14 protein-coding genes are annotated in these 12,579 nt (G+C 42.3%); 12 read left to right on the top strand and 2 right to left on the bottom strand.

Annotated elements, in window-relative coordinates; genetic code table 11:
- The first annotated feature begins 389 nt into the window (after window positions 1-389).
- The 11 genes from ACFSN5_RS05375 to ACFSN5_RS05325 all read left to right on the top strand — a co-directional run bounded on the left by ACFSN5_RS05375 (window position 390) and on the right by ACFSN5_RS05325 (window position 10,934).
- Window positions 390-1,817, top strand: coding sequence for a DHA2 family efflux MFS transporter permease subunit (locus tag ACFSN5_RS05375; protein WP_241154254.1), 1,428 nt, complete (start codon window positions 390-392; stop codon window positions 1,815-1,817).
- A 460-nt stretch (window positions 1,818-2,277) separates the two neighbouring features.
- Window positions 2,278-2,724, top strand: coding sequence for a MarR family winged helix-turn-helix transcriptional regulator (locus ACFSN5_RS05370; RefSeq protein WP_165329265.1), 447 nt, complete (start codon window positions 2,278-2,280; stop codon window positions 2,722-2,724).
- Window positions 2,721-3,350, top strand: a complete 630-nt coding sequence (locus ACFSN5_RS05365; protein WP_165329264.1) for an ABC transporter permease — start codon at window positions 2,721-2,723, stop codon at window positions 3,348-3,350. The genes ACFSN5_RS05370 and ACFSN5_RS05365 overlap by 4 nt, the downstream gene beginning before the upstream one ends.
- Window positions 3,347-4,255, top strand: a complete 909-nt coding sequence (locus tag ACFSN5_RS05360; RefSeq protein WP_165329263.1) for a glycine betaine ABC transporter substrate-binding protein — start codon at window positions 3,347-3,349, stop codon at window positions 4,253-4,255. Before ACFSN5_RS05365 ends, ACFSN5_RS05360 begins: the two co-directional genes overlap by 4 nt.
- A 54-nt stretch (window positions 4,256-4,309) precedes the next feature.
- On the top strand, window positions 4,310-5,068 hold the full coding sequence (locus ACFSN5_RS05355) for an ABC transporter ATP-binding protein (protein ID WP_206222663.1): 759 nt from the start codon (window positions 4,310-4,312) through the stop codon (window positions 5,066-5,068).
- Window positions 5,061-5,690 (top strand): ABC transporter permease, encoded by a 630-nt coding sequence (locus ACFSN5_RS05350; RefSeq protein WP_165329261.1) that lies wholly within the window; start codon window positions 5,061-5,063, stop codon window positions 5,688-5,690. Before ACFSN5_RS05355 ends, ACFSN5_RS05350 begins: the two co-directional genes overlap by 8 nt.
- A gap of 624 nt (window positions 5,691-6,314) precedes the next feature.
- Entirely contained in the window at window positions 6,315-6,932 is a 618-nt protein-coding gene (locus tag ACFSN5_RS05345; protein ID WP_165210941.1) for a GTP pyrophosphokinase, read from the top strand.
- Window positions 6,933-7,628, top strand: coding sequence for a response regulator transcription factor (locus ACFSN5_RS05340; RefSeq protein WP_165210944.1), 696 nt, complete (start codon window positions 6,933-6,935; stop codon window positions 7,626-7,628).
- A complete protein-coding gene (locus ACFSN5_RS05335; protein WP_165210947.1) occupies window positions 7,621-8,862 on the top strand; it encodes a sensor histidine kinase in 1,242 nt (413 codons plus the stop codon). Before ACFSN5_RS05340 ends, ACFSN5_RS05335 begins: the two co-directional genes overlap by 8 nt.
- 82 nt (window positions 8,863-8,944) lie before the next feature.
- Entirely contained in the window at window positions 8,945-9,955 is a 1,011-nt protein-coding gene (locus tag ACFSN5_RS05330; RefSeq protein ID WP_165210950.1) for a hypothetical protein, read from the top strand.
- 19 nt (window positions 9,956-9,974) lie between these two features.
- Entirely contained in the window at window positions 9,975-10,934 is a 960-nt protein-coding gene (locus ACFSN5_RS05325; protein WP_165210953.1) for a hypothetical protein, read from the top strand.
- 112 nt (window positions 10,935-11,046) lie between these two features.
- Here the strand turns inward: ACFSN5_RS05325 and ACFSN5_RS05320 are convergent, their stop codons facing one another.
- Complete coding sequence (locus ACFSN5_RS05320) at window positions 11,047-11,403, bottom strand: DUF1304 domain-containing protein (RefSeq protein WP_165210956.1); 357 nt, start codon at window positions 11,401-11,403, stop codon at window positions 11,047-11,049.
- Window positions 11,404-11,789: 386 nt separating this feature from the next.
- Here ACFSN5_RS05320 and ACFSN5_RS05315 point away from each other — a divergent pair, with 386 nt between their 5' ends.
- Entirely contained in the window at window positions 11,790-11,978 is a 189-nt protein-coding gene (locus tag ACFSN5_RS05315; protein WP_165210959.1) for a Blp family class II bacteriocin, read from the top strand.
- Window positions 11,979-12,090: 112 nt separating this feature from the next.
- Here ACFSN5_RS05315 and ACFSN5_RS05310 read toward each other — a convergent pair whose 3' ends face one another.
- Entirely contained in the window at window positions 12,091-12,273 is a 183-nt protein-coding gene (locus ACFSN5_RS05310) for a 4-oxalocrotonate tautomerase (protein ID WP_165210962.1), read from the bottom strand.
- Window positions 12,274-12,579: the final 306 nt, after the last annotated feature.

Here is a 12,579-nt window from a genome sequence, read left to right as displayed (position 1 = left end):
TGACCGATCCTTGTAATTTTCAAAGAGGATGCACTGGACAGGCAGCAGAGCAGCGAGAGATGAATAGCAGTTATAAGAAAGGTTAGCAAATTCAGATGCACCTGCGAAAGAGGAGATTCTTCCTGTTTTTAAGTGTGTTTTCAAACAATTTCAGAAAATGATTATTTTTTCAAAAAAGACTTACGAAAACATTTTTATTTTGCTAAGATAAGTAGTGACTCAATGAGTTCAAATAGCTTACATAGCGATAAAAGTATTATTAGTAGTCTGTAAAAATGAGCTTTTTCGAGGAGAAACAGACCCTTCTATGGTTTTGATGTTCTCTCTTTTTGAAAGACTCTTTTTTATTGGCTTGTAAATCGCTTTTACCGATTGAAAGGAGAATTTTTTTGAAAGAACATACGCAAATGACTACTGGCAAGGCAGCTGTCCCTGTCAAACATCCTTGGCTAGCTATGGCGGGGTTGCTCATTGGTGCCTTTGTTGGGATGTTGTCCGAAACATCACTCAATATTGCCCTGCCTAAATTAGAAACAGCTCTGGGCGTAGGGACCTCCTCCCTACAATGGCTGGTAACCGGTTATATGCTGGTTATCGGAATTGTCCTGCCCTTGTCTAGTCTGATTTCTAAGTGGTTTACAACCCGCCAAACGGTAATCTTCGCCTTAATCGCTTTTATTGGTGGTTCAATTATTTCAGCCTTGGGAACAGACTTCGGTATGGTACTGGCTGGTCGAATGATTCAGGGTATCGGAACTGGCTTGATTATCCCCTTGCTTTTTACCGTAGCTATGAAAATATTCCCTATGCAAAAATTGGGGGCTGCCATGGGGGTCAATGCCCTAGTTATCATGTTTGCACCAGCAGTGGGCCCTACCTTGACAGGGCTGCTCTTGGCCCAACTGTCTTGGCGATATATTTTCTGGGCTTTTGCTCTTATCTTGACCATCGCTTTGATCTTATCTCTTGCTTTTCTGAAGAACATCGCAGAGCTGACCAAACCCAAGGTTGACTTCCTGTCTGTTTTGTCAAGTGTTCTTGGCTTTGGTGCCTTAGTTGTCGGTGTCAGCTTCGCCAGCGAAAACGGCTGGGGGTCTTCGATTGTCCTAGGTTCACTTGTTATTGGTATTCTAATTTTAGCTTTCTATACCTATCGCCAGCTGCAACTGAAACACCCTATCCTCAATTTGAGAATCTTTTCTAAACTGGACTTTAGTACGGCAGCCATTCTGGTAATGTTAGACTTTGCAATTATCCTGTCAGCTATGTATCTCTTCCCGCAATTCATTCAAAATGGGATGAGCCTGCCAGTTGCGATGACCGGGATTATCATGTTACCCGGCGGCATTGTCAATGCTATAGTTTCAGCAGTATCTGGCCGTCTTTATGATACTCTAGGGGCACCAATTCTTGCTAGACTGGGATTTGCTATTGCGGTAATCGGGGCTATCATGCTGCTTTTGGTAAAACCGAGCTCATCTGTCGCCTACATTATTACAGCTCACATCGTCTTAATGATTGGTTGTCCTTTGGCTATGTCACCTGCCCAAACTCATGCTCTCAATAGTTTAAGGGGGGCAGAATCTGCTGATGGTTCAACCATCATGAACACCATGCAACAAATCATTGGTGCTATTGCCACAGCGTTGGCAACCAGTTTCTTGGTCCTCGGTCAAAAGCATTACCAAGGTGAAAGCAAGGCTCTTGCCTTTACCAATGGTGTTCACTATGGATTTTATTTCACCTTAGGTTTGGCAGCAATCGCCTTTTTGCTCAGCTTGACCTTGAGAAGACACAAGAATAGACTAAGAAAGTGATTCTCGAAAGATCAGCTTAAACTTGTATCGAAATAGCAAACAGTTGGGAATAATCTCAGCTGTTTTACTTTATCTATATCAAATTTTTAACCATTTTAGCAATTTATGGTATCCTAGGAGAAATTCTAAATCACAGCTGTGATTTAGAATAGGCTCTATTTAGACATTGTCACCTATTTTGAAACCTGCTGAAGATTGTGGCGGATGGTCTATAAGTCTCGCTGATTTCTGCTCTTTTTAGCAAATTAAGGGGTAAAAAGTGGCTAATCCGCATCGGTCAGCTCTTATCATCTAATAACTGTTTTAGCTTCGGCGGCTAATTAATATAGGGGTTGGTTAGGCTAAACAGCCAAAGGCTGAGCGTATATATAGCAAATAGTTGCAGGCTTGTCTCGGGTATGTTAGACTAATATAGTAAAAGATTTTTACTATATTAAATCTAGGAGAGGAGATAGGAATCATGAAACTCACTAAAGCTCAGTCTTATGCACGACTGCGAGATGAACAGTTTTCCTTGTTTGAAGATTATGCCAGAAAACATGGCATGAACAGCAAATCTCTTTTAGTCTTGATGTGGGTCTATCATTTTCCCTCAGGCATGACACAAAGACAGCTAGCTGAGAGGACCTTTTCGACCAAACAGGTCATGCAGGCTATTATCAAAAATTATTTAAAAAAGGGCTGGGTTTACTTGGAAGCCAGCCAGTTAGACAGGCGCCAAAAAATTGTGAAATTGACAGAGAACGGAAATGAGCAGGTTAAAGAACTGATCGGCCCACTGCAGCGTTATGAAGCCGAAGCTATGGCCAGTTTATCTGAGGAGCAGCAGGAGCAGCTTCTAGCGGCGACTCAGGCCTATTCACAAAAGTTTAAAGAGCTGATAGAAAATACGGGAGACAACCTATGATTAATAAAATCATTCACTATTTTTCAGCCAACGGCTCTACCTACTGGAGCTATGTTTGGCAACATATCAGCCTTAGCTTAGCTGCCTTACTGATTTCTTTAGTACTCGGGCTTTCTCTGGGTTACTGGGCTTACAGAAGTCCGCGGTTCAGGCAGTGGATAACAGGAACCAGTCAGGCCCTGAGGGTCATTCCCAGTCTCGGCGTTCTCTTCATTCTTATCCCTTTTATTGGTGTTGGGGTCCTGCCGGCTCTGATTGCTCTGATTTTTCTTGGTTTGCCGCCTATCCTTGTTAATACAGTAGTGGGATTTGAACAGGTGCCGGATGCTCTGTTGGAAACAGGGCGAGGGTTAGGGATGACCCAGCGCCAGCTGATGGTCAAGGTCAGTTTTCCTTTGGCTTTGCCCTATATTTTAAATGGCATCAAGCTATCTTTGGTTGAAATTATTGCCAGTGCCACATTAGCAACTTATATTGGTGCAGGGGGGCTGGGCAATCTCATCTTCACAGGTTTGCAGCTTTTTAGGTATGATTTGCTGATTATCGGCGGTGGATCGGTAGCTCTCTTATCCTTTCTTAGTATGCTGATTTTAGATTTAGGAATTAAATGGAGTAGTGTCAAATGAACAAAAAATTATTATTAGGTCTTATTTTAGCTATCTTGTTGATTGCTGTAGGGGGATTCTTCTTCTTGGGCAAACAAACAACTGATATGGCAGGAAACAAGGGAACTATCCGCTTTGGTTCCAAAGATTTCACAGAAAATCTAGTTGTTGCCGAAGTCTATTCTCTAGCCTTGGAAGACCACGGTTACAAGGTTGAACGCAAAGCCAATATCGGAAGCTCGCTCATTCATAATTCTCTGAAAAATGATGAGATTGATGTTTACCCAGAATATACCGGAACAGGTCTCTTATCGGTTCTCGGAGAGGACATGCAGACCGATCCTAAAGCGGTCTATAAGACAGTTAAAACGGATTACGAGAAAAAGTTTAACCTAACGTGGTTGGATTATGCGCAGGCTAATGACAGCCAAGGTTTAGTAATTCGGACGGAGGTTGCCAAAAAATTGGGAATCAAGACAATTTCCGATTTGCAAAAACATTCGCAAGAATTACGCTTTGCTTCCCAAGGGGAATTTGATCAGCGAGACGATGGGTTGCCAGGCCTTAAAAAGACTTACGGAGATTTTGCATGGAAGTCCTCGAAAGTTTATGACAACAGCCTAAAATATAAAATTCTCGATAATAACAAGGCTGATGTCACACCTGCTTATACCACAGAAGGTCAATTAGTCAATACAGACAAGTATACCCTGCTGAAAGATGATAAAAATTTCTGGCCGCCGTATAATTTAGCCCCTGTTATCCGTGATGAAACACTTAAAAAATATCCAGAAGTGAAGGGGATTCTGAATCAAGTGACTAAAACCTTATCAACCAAGACAGTTACCAAGCTCAATGCTCAAGTTGATGTAGATGGCAAGGACTACAAAGAGGTTGCTAAGGATTACTATAACAGCATAAAATAATAACTATAGACAAGAAAACGCCATGAATTATAAAAAGGAGAGAGTATGGCCGCAATCATTCACTTTGATCATGTCAGTAAACTTTATAATGGCAAAGCTGTTGTTGATGATGTTAGCTTTACCATTGAAAAGGGAGAGTTCATCACCATTTTGGGGAGTTCTGGTTCTGGTAAAACCACAACCTTGAAAATGATCAACCGTCTCATCGAGCCTAGTAAGGGAAAGATTGATTTTAATGGACAGGATTTGCTGGCGCTAGACCCCATAGCCCATCGACGCCATATAGGGTATGTTGTGCAGCAGATTGGTCTTTTTCCGCACATGACAGTAGCAGACAATATTGCCACTGTTCCCAAATTATTAAAATGGGATAAGGAGCGTATTCGCCAAGAGACAAACCGACTCTTAGAATTGGTACAGCTGCCGGCTCAAGAGTATGCTGATCGCTATCCGCACGAACTCTCAGGCGGTCAGCAGCAGCGAGTCGGTGTGGCCCGTGCTCTGGCCTGCGACCCTAATGTCATTCTTTTTGATGAGCCTTTTGGTGCCATTGATGCGATTACACGAACCGATCTACAGAATCAGCTGCTAAGTATTCATCAGCAGTTAGCTGATAAAACTTTTATTTTTATCACCCATGACATTACAGAGGCTTTTAAATTAGGAAATCGCATCCTTATAATGGATCAGGGGCGAATTTGCCAGTTTGATAGTCCCCAGACGATTATTAAAAATCCGCAGAACAACTTTGTCAGCAAACTGATTGAAACCGCTCGTGCACAGGAATCTTTGTGGAGTCTTGCCCATGATTGATTATTTTAAAACGGCTTCCGACCAGCTGATGTCGGCAACAATTGAACATATTATCCTTGCAGGAACGGCTCTGCTGATCGCCTTGCTGGTTGCTAGTGTCATCACTTTCATTTTGCTCTTTGTACCCAAGCTGCGTCAGCCCTCTGTTTACACACTATCGCTTTTATATGCTGTTCCCAGCTTTGCTCTTTTTGCGCTCCTGATTCCTTGGACGGGGCTTGGGACAACAACAGCAGTCATTACCCTCGTTGTTTACGCACAGTATACGATGGTCAGAACCTTTCTCGAAGGGCTGCTGCAGGTGGATCAAAATGTAATGGAAGCAGCTGTAGGTATGGGGATGACCCCGCTACAAATTTTATATAAAATCCAGCTGCCTCTAGCGGCTCCGGCTATTATAGCCGGTATCCGTTTGGCAGCGACTGCAATCATTGCCATCGCTACCATTGCTTCAACAGTCAATGCCGGCGGACTTGGCACCATTCTTTTCGATGGTCTGCGTACAATGAGTTTTCCTAAAATGGCCTGGGGTATTCTATTAACAGTGACTCTCAGCCTGATTGCTAACGTTATCCTCTATCTCATTGAAGAGATTTTAAAAGAAAGTCAGACAGCTGCCTGAAGGCGGCTGTTTTTCTTTACGACGACGAGTATGTGCCTGTCATACGCCATAAAAGAAGGACTGATCAGTTAGCTGTTGGAACAAATACTATGTAGAATGAAGGACGAGTTGAACGGCTATATGCTGAACGGCCTATACGGTTGTCAGAGGAGGATAGGAAAAAAATCCTACTCTTTACTAACTAGTTTGGATAGAGCAGGTTGCAGCAGTGACTGGGAATGAAAAGAACCTAACATTGACAATTCGAGTTCGCATTCCTACCCCGCACAGCTCTAAAGGTCTAGGAAACCTTTAAAAAGTTGGAAATACGATGAAGGCTGTCCATCACATTCGTTTTAAGTTTTCTGCTTTGGCCTTGCAGTAAAAACAGATTTACGCTAAAGCGACTAATGAGCTGTGCAGGGATAAGACTTCTTGGCCTAGCCAACAAGTCTGGTTTCCCAATCACTGCGCCAAGAATTTATATTTCAAAATTAGGTTTTTAGACATACTCTTCAGATATTACAAGACTGTGTGGGTGAGAGTTAAACCATCATAGCCGTTATCTCGCTCCTGCTCGAATATCGGGAATTATGTAAGTGATTGTGCTATAATAAATCCATTATTATTTTAGAGGAAGATTTTATGACAGGTATCTATGGCGACTATGCAGATTATCTGCCGCAGATTCTGAAAACATTAACCGATGCTATCAAGACAGCTAACCAAGATCAAAAGGCAGCAACCGGTTTCAAGCTCTACGAACATTTACTGGCTCGCATCAAATCAGAAGACAGTATGATTGAAAAATGCGGTCGCAAGGACCTGCCAGCAACTCCTAGATCAGCCCTTAAGGAAATTCATGATAGCATCGGTATTCGTGTCGTCTGTGGCTTCGTTGATGATATCTACAAAACTGTTGACATTCTCAAGGATATGTCCGGGGTTGAGGTCATAACCGAAAAAGACTATATCGCTCAAGCTAAACCTAACGGCTATCGGTCCTACCACCTTATCTTGCAGTTAGAGACAGATTTCCCTGATATTGATGGTAATGCCAGAGGCAAATATTTTGCTGAGGTCCAGCTCCGCACGATTGCTCAGGATTCTTGGGCCAGTCTGGAACATCAGATGAAGTACAAACATGATATCAAGAACCCTGAATTGATAACCCGTGAACTCAAACGCTGTGCGGATGAGTTAGCGTCTTGTGATCTGAGTATGCAGACCATTCGCGATTTAATTGAGGAAGGCGGTGATTAAATGACCTTGCGTATTTTATTGGCAGAAGATGAGGAACAACTAGCCCGCGTTTATCAGGCAGCCTTGGAGCATCAAGGTTATCAAGTTGATCACGCCCCAAATGGGCAAGAAGCTGTTGATTTAAGCCGTGAAAATCCTTATGATGTTATTATTCTCGACATTATGATGCCGATTAAAACAGGGTTGGAAGCATTGAGTGAGATTCGCGCCTTGGGGGACCGCACCCATATCATCATGCTGACGGCTATGTCTGAAATCAATGACCGAGTAACTGGCTTGGATGCTGGAGCTGATGAGTATCTGACCAAACCTATTTCCTTGAAAGAACTTCTAGCCCGCCTGCGCTCGATGGAGCGCAGACTTGAGGGGAGTTTTACAGCCAAGATTTTAGAATATGGCTCTGTCAAACTTAATGTAGCTGAACAGGAAATGACAGCCAGCAACACCATCCGTCTGTCCGGCAAAGAAAACAAGCTGATGGAATTCTTTATGCTCAATCCTGCTAAAATGCTGTCTACCTCAGAAATTTTTCAGCAAATCTGGAGCAAGGATGAGGACGGAGTCACTGAGGATTACGTTTACGTTTATGTTTCCTACCTGCGCCAAAAGCTCAAGTCCATCCAAGCCGATTTGGAAATTGTTGGCGAGAAAGGCAGGAGTTTCAAATTAATAGAAGCAGGTGACCGTCATGTTTAGGCACTTACGGATTCGTATTATTATGATCGCCGCCGCAGCACTCTTGGCTGCTCTTTTTCTCTTTGCCAGTGTCCTTAATTCTGCTTATTATCTCACGACAAATCGACAAATTGACAGTGCGCTTCAGCTTTTATCGACCAATAAGGGGGAATTAGCCTATAATAGCCAAACGTCAGAGCGTCTGGGTATTACGTCGCCGGATGCCCTTTATAAATACCGCTATTTCAGCATCCTTTTAGATAAGGATAATCATCTGGTTTCTGCCTCTATAGAAAATATCCGCTCTGTTAAGGACGGTGACATTGATACTATTATGCAGAAACTTTCGCGTTCCGATGAACCGGATGGGAAATTTATCCTGAGAGGAATTACCTTTTCTTATCGGAAAACCCTTTTAGATAACCATCGAACGCTCATCGTTGTCTTAGATAGCAGCGAGTTTTATGAGTCCAGCAATCGCCTCAGTCGCCTGACTTATTTTATGTCTGTCATCAGTTTTATAGTCTTTCTTGTGATTTTTACGGTTTTCTCCGGTCGCATCATCCGTCCTTTTGTTAGAAATATGGACAAGCAAAGGCGTTTTATCACTAATGCCGGCCATGAACTGAAAACCCCTTTAGCCATCATTCAAGCCAATACAGAGCTTCAGGAATTGATGACCGGAGAAACGGAGTGGTCAACCTCCACTAAGGATCAAGTAACCCGCCTGACCAATCTGATTAATTCAATGGTAGCTCTGGCACGTTTGGAAGAACAGCCTGATTTAGTTTTAGCGGATGTCAATCTATCAGAAGTGACACAAGATGCTGCCGAAGACTTTAAGGGACCCGTTGTCCGTGATGGCAAGAGCTTTGTCATGGAAATTATTCCAGACATTCATATTCAGGCCGAAGAAAAATCAATCTTTGAACTAGTCACTATCCTAGTCGATAATGCGAATAAATACTGTGATCCGGGCGGTCAAGTCAGCGTTCATCTCAGTCAGGTTGGCCGCACCCGAAAACGGGCCCGTCTGCAAATTTCCAATACCTATAAAGAAGGCCAGGGTATTGATTACAGTAAGTTTTTCGAGCGTTTTTACCGAGAAGAAGAGTCCCATAACAACAAGAAAAAGTCTGGTTTTGGTATTGGTCTCTCGATGGCTCAAAGTGTTGCGAAGCTCTTTCGAGGCCGTATTTTTGCTACTTACAAGGACGATACAATCACCTTTACGGTTGTTTTTCCAAAGTCATAAAAAGGCTAGAGCTGAAAAATGTCTAGCTTTTTTTAATCTGGCTATGCTATAATAATCAAGACTAGTTTAAGCGAGGTAATCCATGGATAAAGAAGATTGGATAACATTATTTAAAGAGGTTAATGGACGGGATCCAGAAGCGCAGGAAATTGAAGCAGCTATCAGAAATGGTGTTATCGACCAAGTTCCAGAAGAAGCTAAACCTGCCCCCGAACCAACTCCACAGATCTCAAATAATCACAGCTTCCAAAAGGAAACTACAGCTGGACAGCGTCCAGCTCCTCAGTCCTCAGCAACTCCAGTTAAATCAGCGGCTGAGGAAAAATCAGCAGAAGTGGGTCAGGAGCAACAGAACCTGATACAGACGAGTCCAACCAAGTCTCAGCAGACCCAGCCACGGTTTGCCAAACAGAAGATTTTGAAGGTCGGCTTAATCAGTTTAGCCTGCCTGTTTCTTGCGTTAATCTTGGCCCTAGCCGGCTATGGAACTTGGCGCTACCAATCTGGCAATATCTCTGGAACTTGGAAATTGGAGAAAAAGGTTGTCTATAGCTCTGGTGATAAAATTAAACTGGTTCAAGGCAATGCCAACTCTACCACTCAGGCTAATGTTGCTTATAAGGAATATCTGACAGTCGATAGAGCTAGGAATCTCTATACTTTTGCCTATCTCCAAGATAAGCAGGATAAGGATTCCGTCGGCCTTCCTATCACCAATTACTTCCAAAACTCTCTCAAAGCAAATTACTGGAAAAAAACAATCAGGACGACCTACTCTAAAAAGGAGGCCAAAAAGATGGTTGTCAAATCCTACAATCGTTTCTTCAGTCGCATCGGTGTTAAAGAAACGCTCAAGATAAGGGATCTTAGCTACTTTGACACTGACCGAGATTTGCAAGAGAGATTTGCTTATACCTACAGCTATCAGGTCAAAGGAGATACCTTGACCTTGGTAGCTCGGGACAAAAAGGGCAAAAAAGTAGAAACGCTAACCTATAGAAAATTATCTAAAAAAGGGACTGAGGATTTTCATAAGCAACTCAAGTCGGTTAGGCTCAAATTTGAAAAAAACATGAAGAAACAATATAACTAGAAAATAAAGTGAGGCAAATATGACAAAAGAAGAATGGATTGAATTTTATAAGTCTGTCAATGGCAGAGAACCGAGTCAGGAAGAAATTGATGCGGCTCAGGCATCTGGCGTCTTTAGTCCAGATGAGCAGCAAGCAAACTCCAATCAACAGGCCCAAGCAAGCCAGACGGAAGTGAATCCCAATGCCGTTCAAGCTGACCCAAGGTCAGAGAATATGGCTCACCCCCAAGCACAGGTTCAAGCAGCTGACTTAACCAGCAGTCAAGCTTTTGCAGGGCAGATGCAGGCTGGCATCTCTGGTATGCAAACGCCAGTCAATCAGCTCCCCAAGAAAAAGACAAAATTAGTTTGGAAAATTCTGGCTCTCGTTGTTATCGTAGTCTTGATCCTCGGTGCAGGTGGCGGCGGCTTTACCTGGTGGCACTATAAATCCGGTGACATTCGAGGAACTTGGGAGATGACAGAGTCCCTCTACTACAATAAAAAGAAGAAAAAGTGGGAAAGTCGTCTTAAGGATTACACCAAACTTAACGAAGTTTATACTGAAGTCATGACCATTGATAAAGACAATCAGATCAAAAATACTTCCTTTACAGTGATGACCAGCGAGTACGACTACACCTTTGTTCCGTTTTCTAATAAATACAGGAGCTTCCGCCGTGTCGATCAATGGAATCGGAAAATTGAAACCAGCATGTCTAAGTCTGATTATAGGAAAATGGTTAGCAAGACCGCTTACAAAGAGTTATCCCACACATCAAAATCAGATATTGAAGATTTGATCAAGAGCGATGTTAATAGTGTTTATGATTATCAAGAATCCTATCAGATTAAAGAAAATAAATTAACAATTAGCCGTAAGGATAAAAAAGGCAAGGTAGTATCTAAGATAACCTATAAGAAGCTTTCGAAATCTCAAGCTAATCAGAGAAAAGAAGACTTTAAAAAGGCCGAATACGATTCAGAGCATAATTATTAAAATTGAAGGCAAACAAAAAGACTGAGTTCTGTACTAGACAGGATTCAGTCTTTTTTATAAGATCGTCCGATTCTTAGGGAATGAAAATCCCATTTTCTGTTATGAAGATCGTTTAGCCTAAAAATAAGTCAGCGGCAATGGTCAGGATTGCCAGACCTCCTTGAGTCAAGAGAATCTTAGGGTTAGAAGTTGCAGCGCCATAGGCGGCGACAGCTACGATATAAACCATAATCGGTAAAATCATGCTGGGATTGTAGACCAAGGCGTAGAGAATACCGACCCCAATCAGGCCGTTATAGATACCCTGATTTTTAAAGAGGGTATTAAGATTTTTCGTTTTAAGCTCCTCTTGAGACATCCCAAAAACTCGGGCAGTGGAAGCAGAAGCGGTGGCGAAGGTTTCCAGATACATGATATAGAAAAATTCTAGGGCGACTAGAATGGACAAAACAGTCGTGTAAATTGACAATTAAAATTCCTCACTTCTTAATAATTCTCATCCATTATAGGTTGCTCCCCACCTATTTGCAAGGGATATGACTTGTCCAGTGCTCGCTCTTTTTGGTTTAACGTTTTACGTAGAATATCAAGGAATTGTGAAAGCACCAGTCCTTTACCAATCTGCGGCATCAATTCCGACTACGACTGGCAGAGTGGCTACTTGGCTAGATTTTCTCATTTAGTTTCATTTGAAAGAATTTTTGCGCTAAAGTTAATCGTGTATTTCTTCTTTGACGGAACGATTGTTTTCCCCTAACATCAGGCGTTTGGGGGTTCACAAACTATTTAAAAAATTTTATACTGGCTTTGTCAGATAAAAAGTCTGACAGAATAAGAAGAAAAGGAGTTAATCCTATGACTACAAAAACTTTAGAACAATTTGACGTGATGGATGAACAAGCACTGGCTACTGTAGAAGGCGGGGGTTATTGGGACGACTACGATGCTGTAGGTGCTGGGGCTGCTGCTATTAGCGGAACTGCTGCTCCTTGGTATCTCTTGCAAACTTGTGCACCTGTTGTTGACTTCTTGCCCAGATACTGAAAGGGCTATCGGCTGAGTTAAGTCTGATAATTACATTATAAAAGCGTTTGGAACAAGATTTCCAAGCGCTTTTTGGTTTTCATGTTTGGTAATTAAAATAAGCCCGCTGAATTTATTTCTTCTTCATCTCACCATGCGGGAAGTAACTGCCTTCTGGCAGGTCTTTGATGATGACATGGATGTTTTCTTTGGGCGCATTGGCAACACGGGAGACAACTTCGGTCACTTCGCGGGCTAATTCGATTTTTTGATCTTGCGTACGACCTTCAAAGAGATCAATTTTTACAAATGGCATAGAGATTCCTCCTAAATTTTTTAATGAACATCACCATTCTAACATGAATCAGTCAATAGCGCTTGAGAAAAAAGTGAATAAACCGCTGTCGGTTAATCAATTTTCGGGAGGATAGGAGATTTGTCATCAAGTTCCCTAAAGTTCTTAGCATTGCTTAAGGGCTTAGCAACACAGTGTTTGCCTAGCCTTGTTTACTATCACGTGCGAAACACCTAGATAATAAGCCTTTGCCGTATCCTTAGAAAGGGCTAAAAATATTAAGTTTTAAAAGCATCGGCTCTAAAAATTAACAGGAATTTCCCCCTG

The sequence above is a fragment of the Streptococcus tangpeifui genome, from assembly GCF_044503215.1.
Lineage (GTDB): Bacteria > Bacillota > Bacilli > Lactobacillales > Streptococcaceae > Streptococcus > Streptococcus tangpeifui.
The sequence above is the reverse complement of the archived record's forward strand: the minus strand, read 5'-3'. Positions and strand labels throughout refer to the sequence as shown.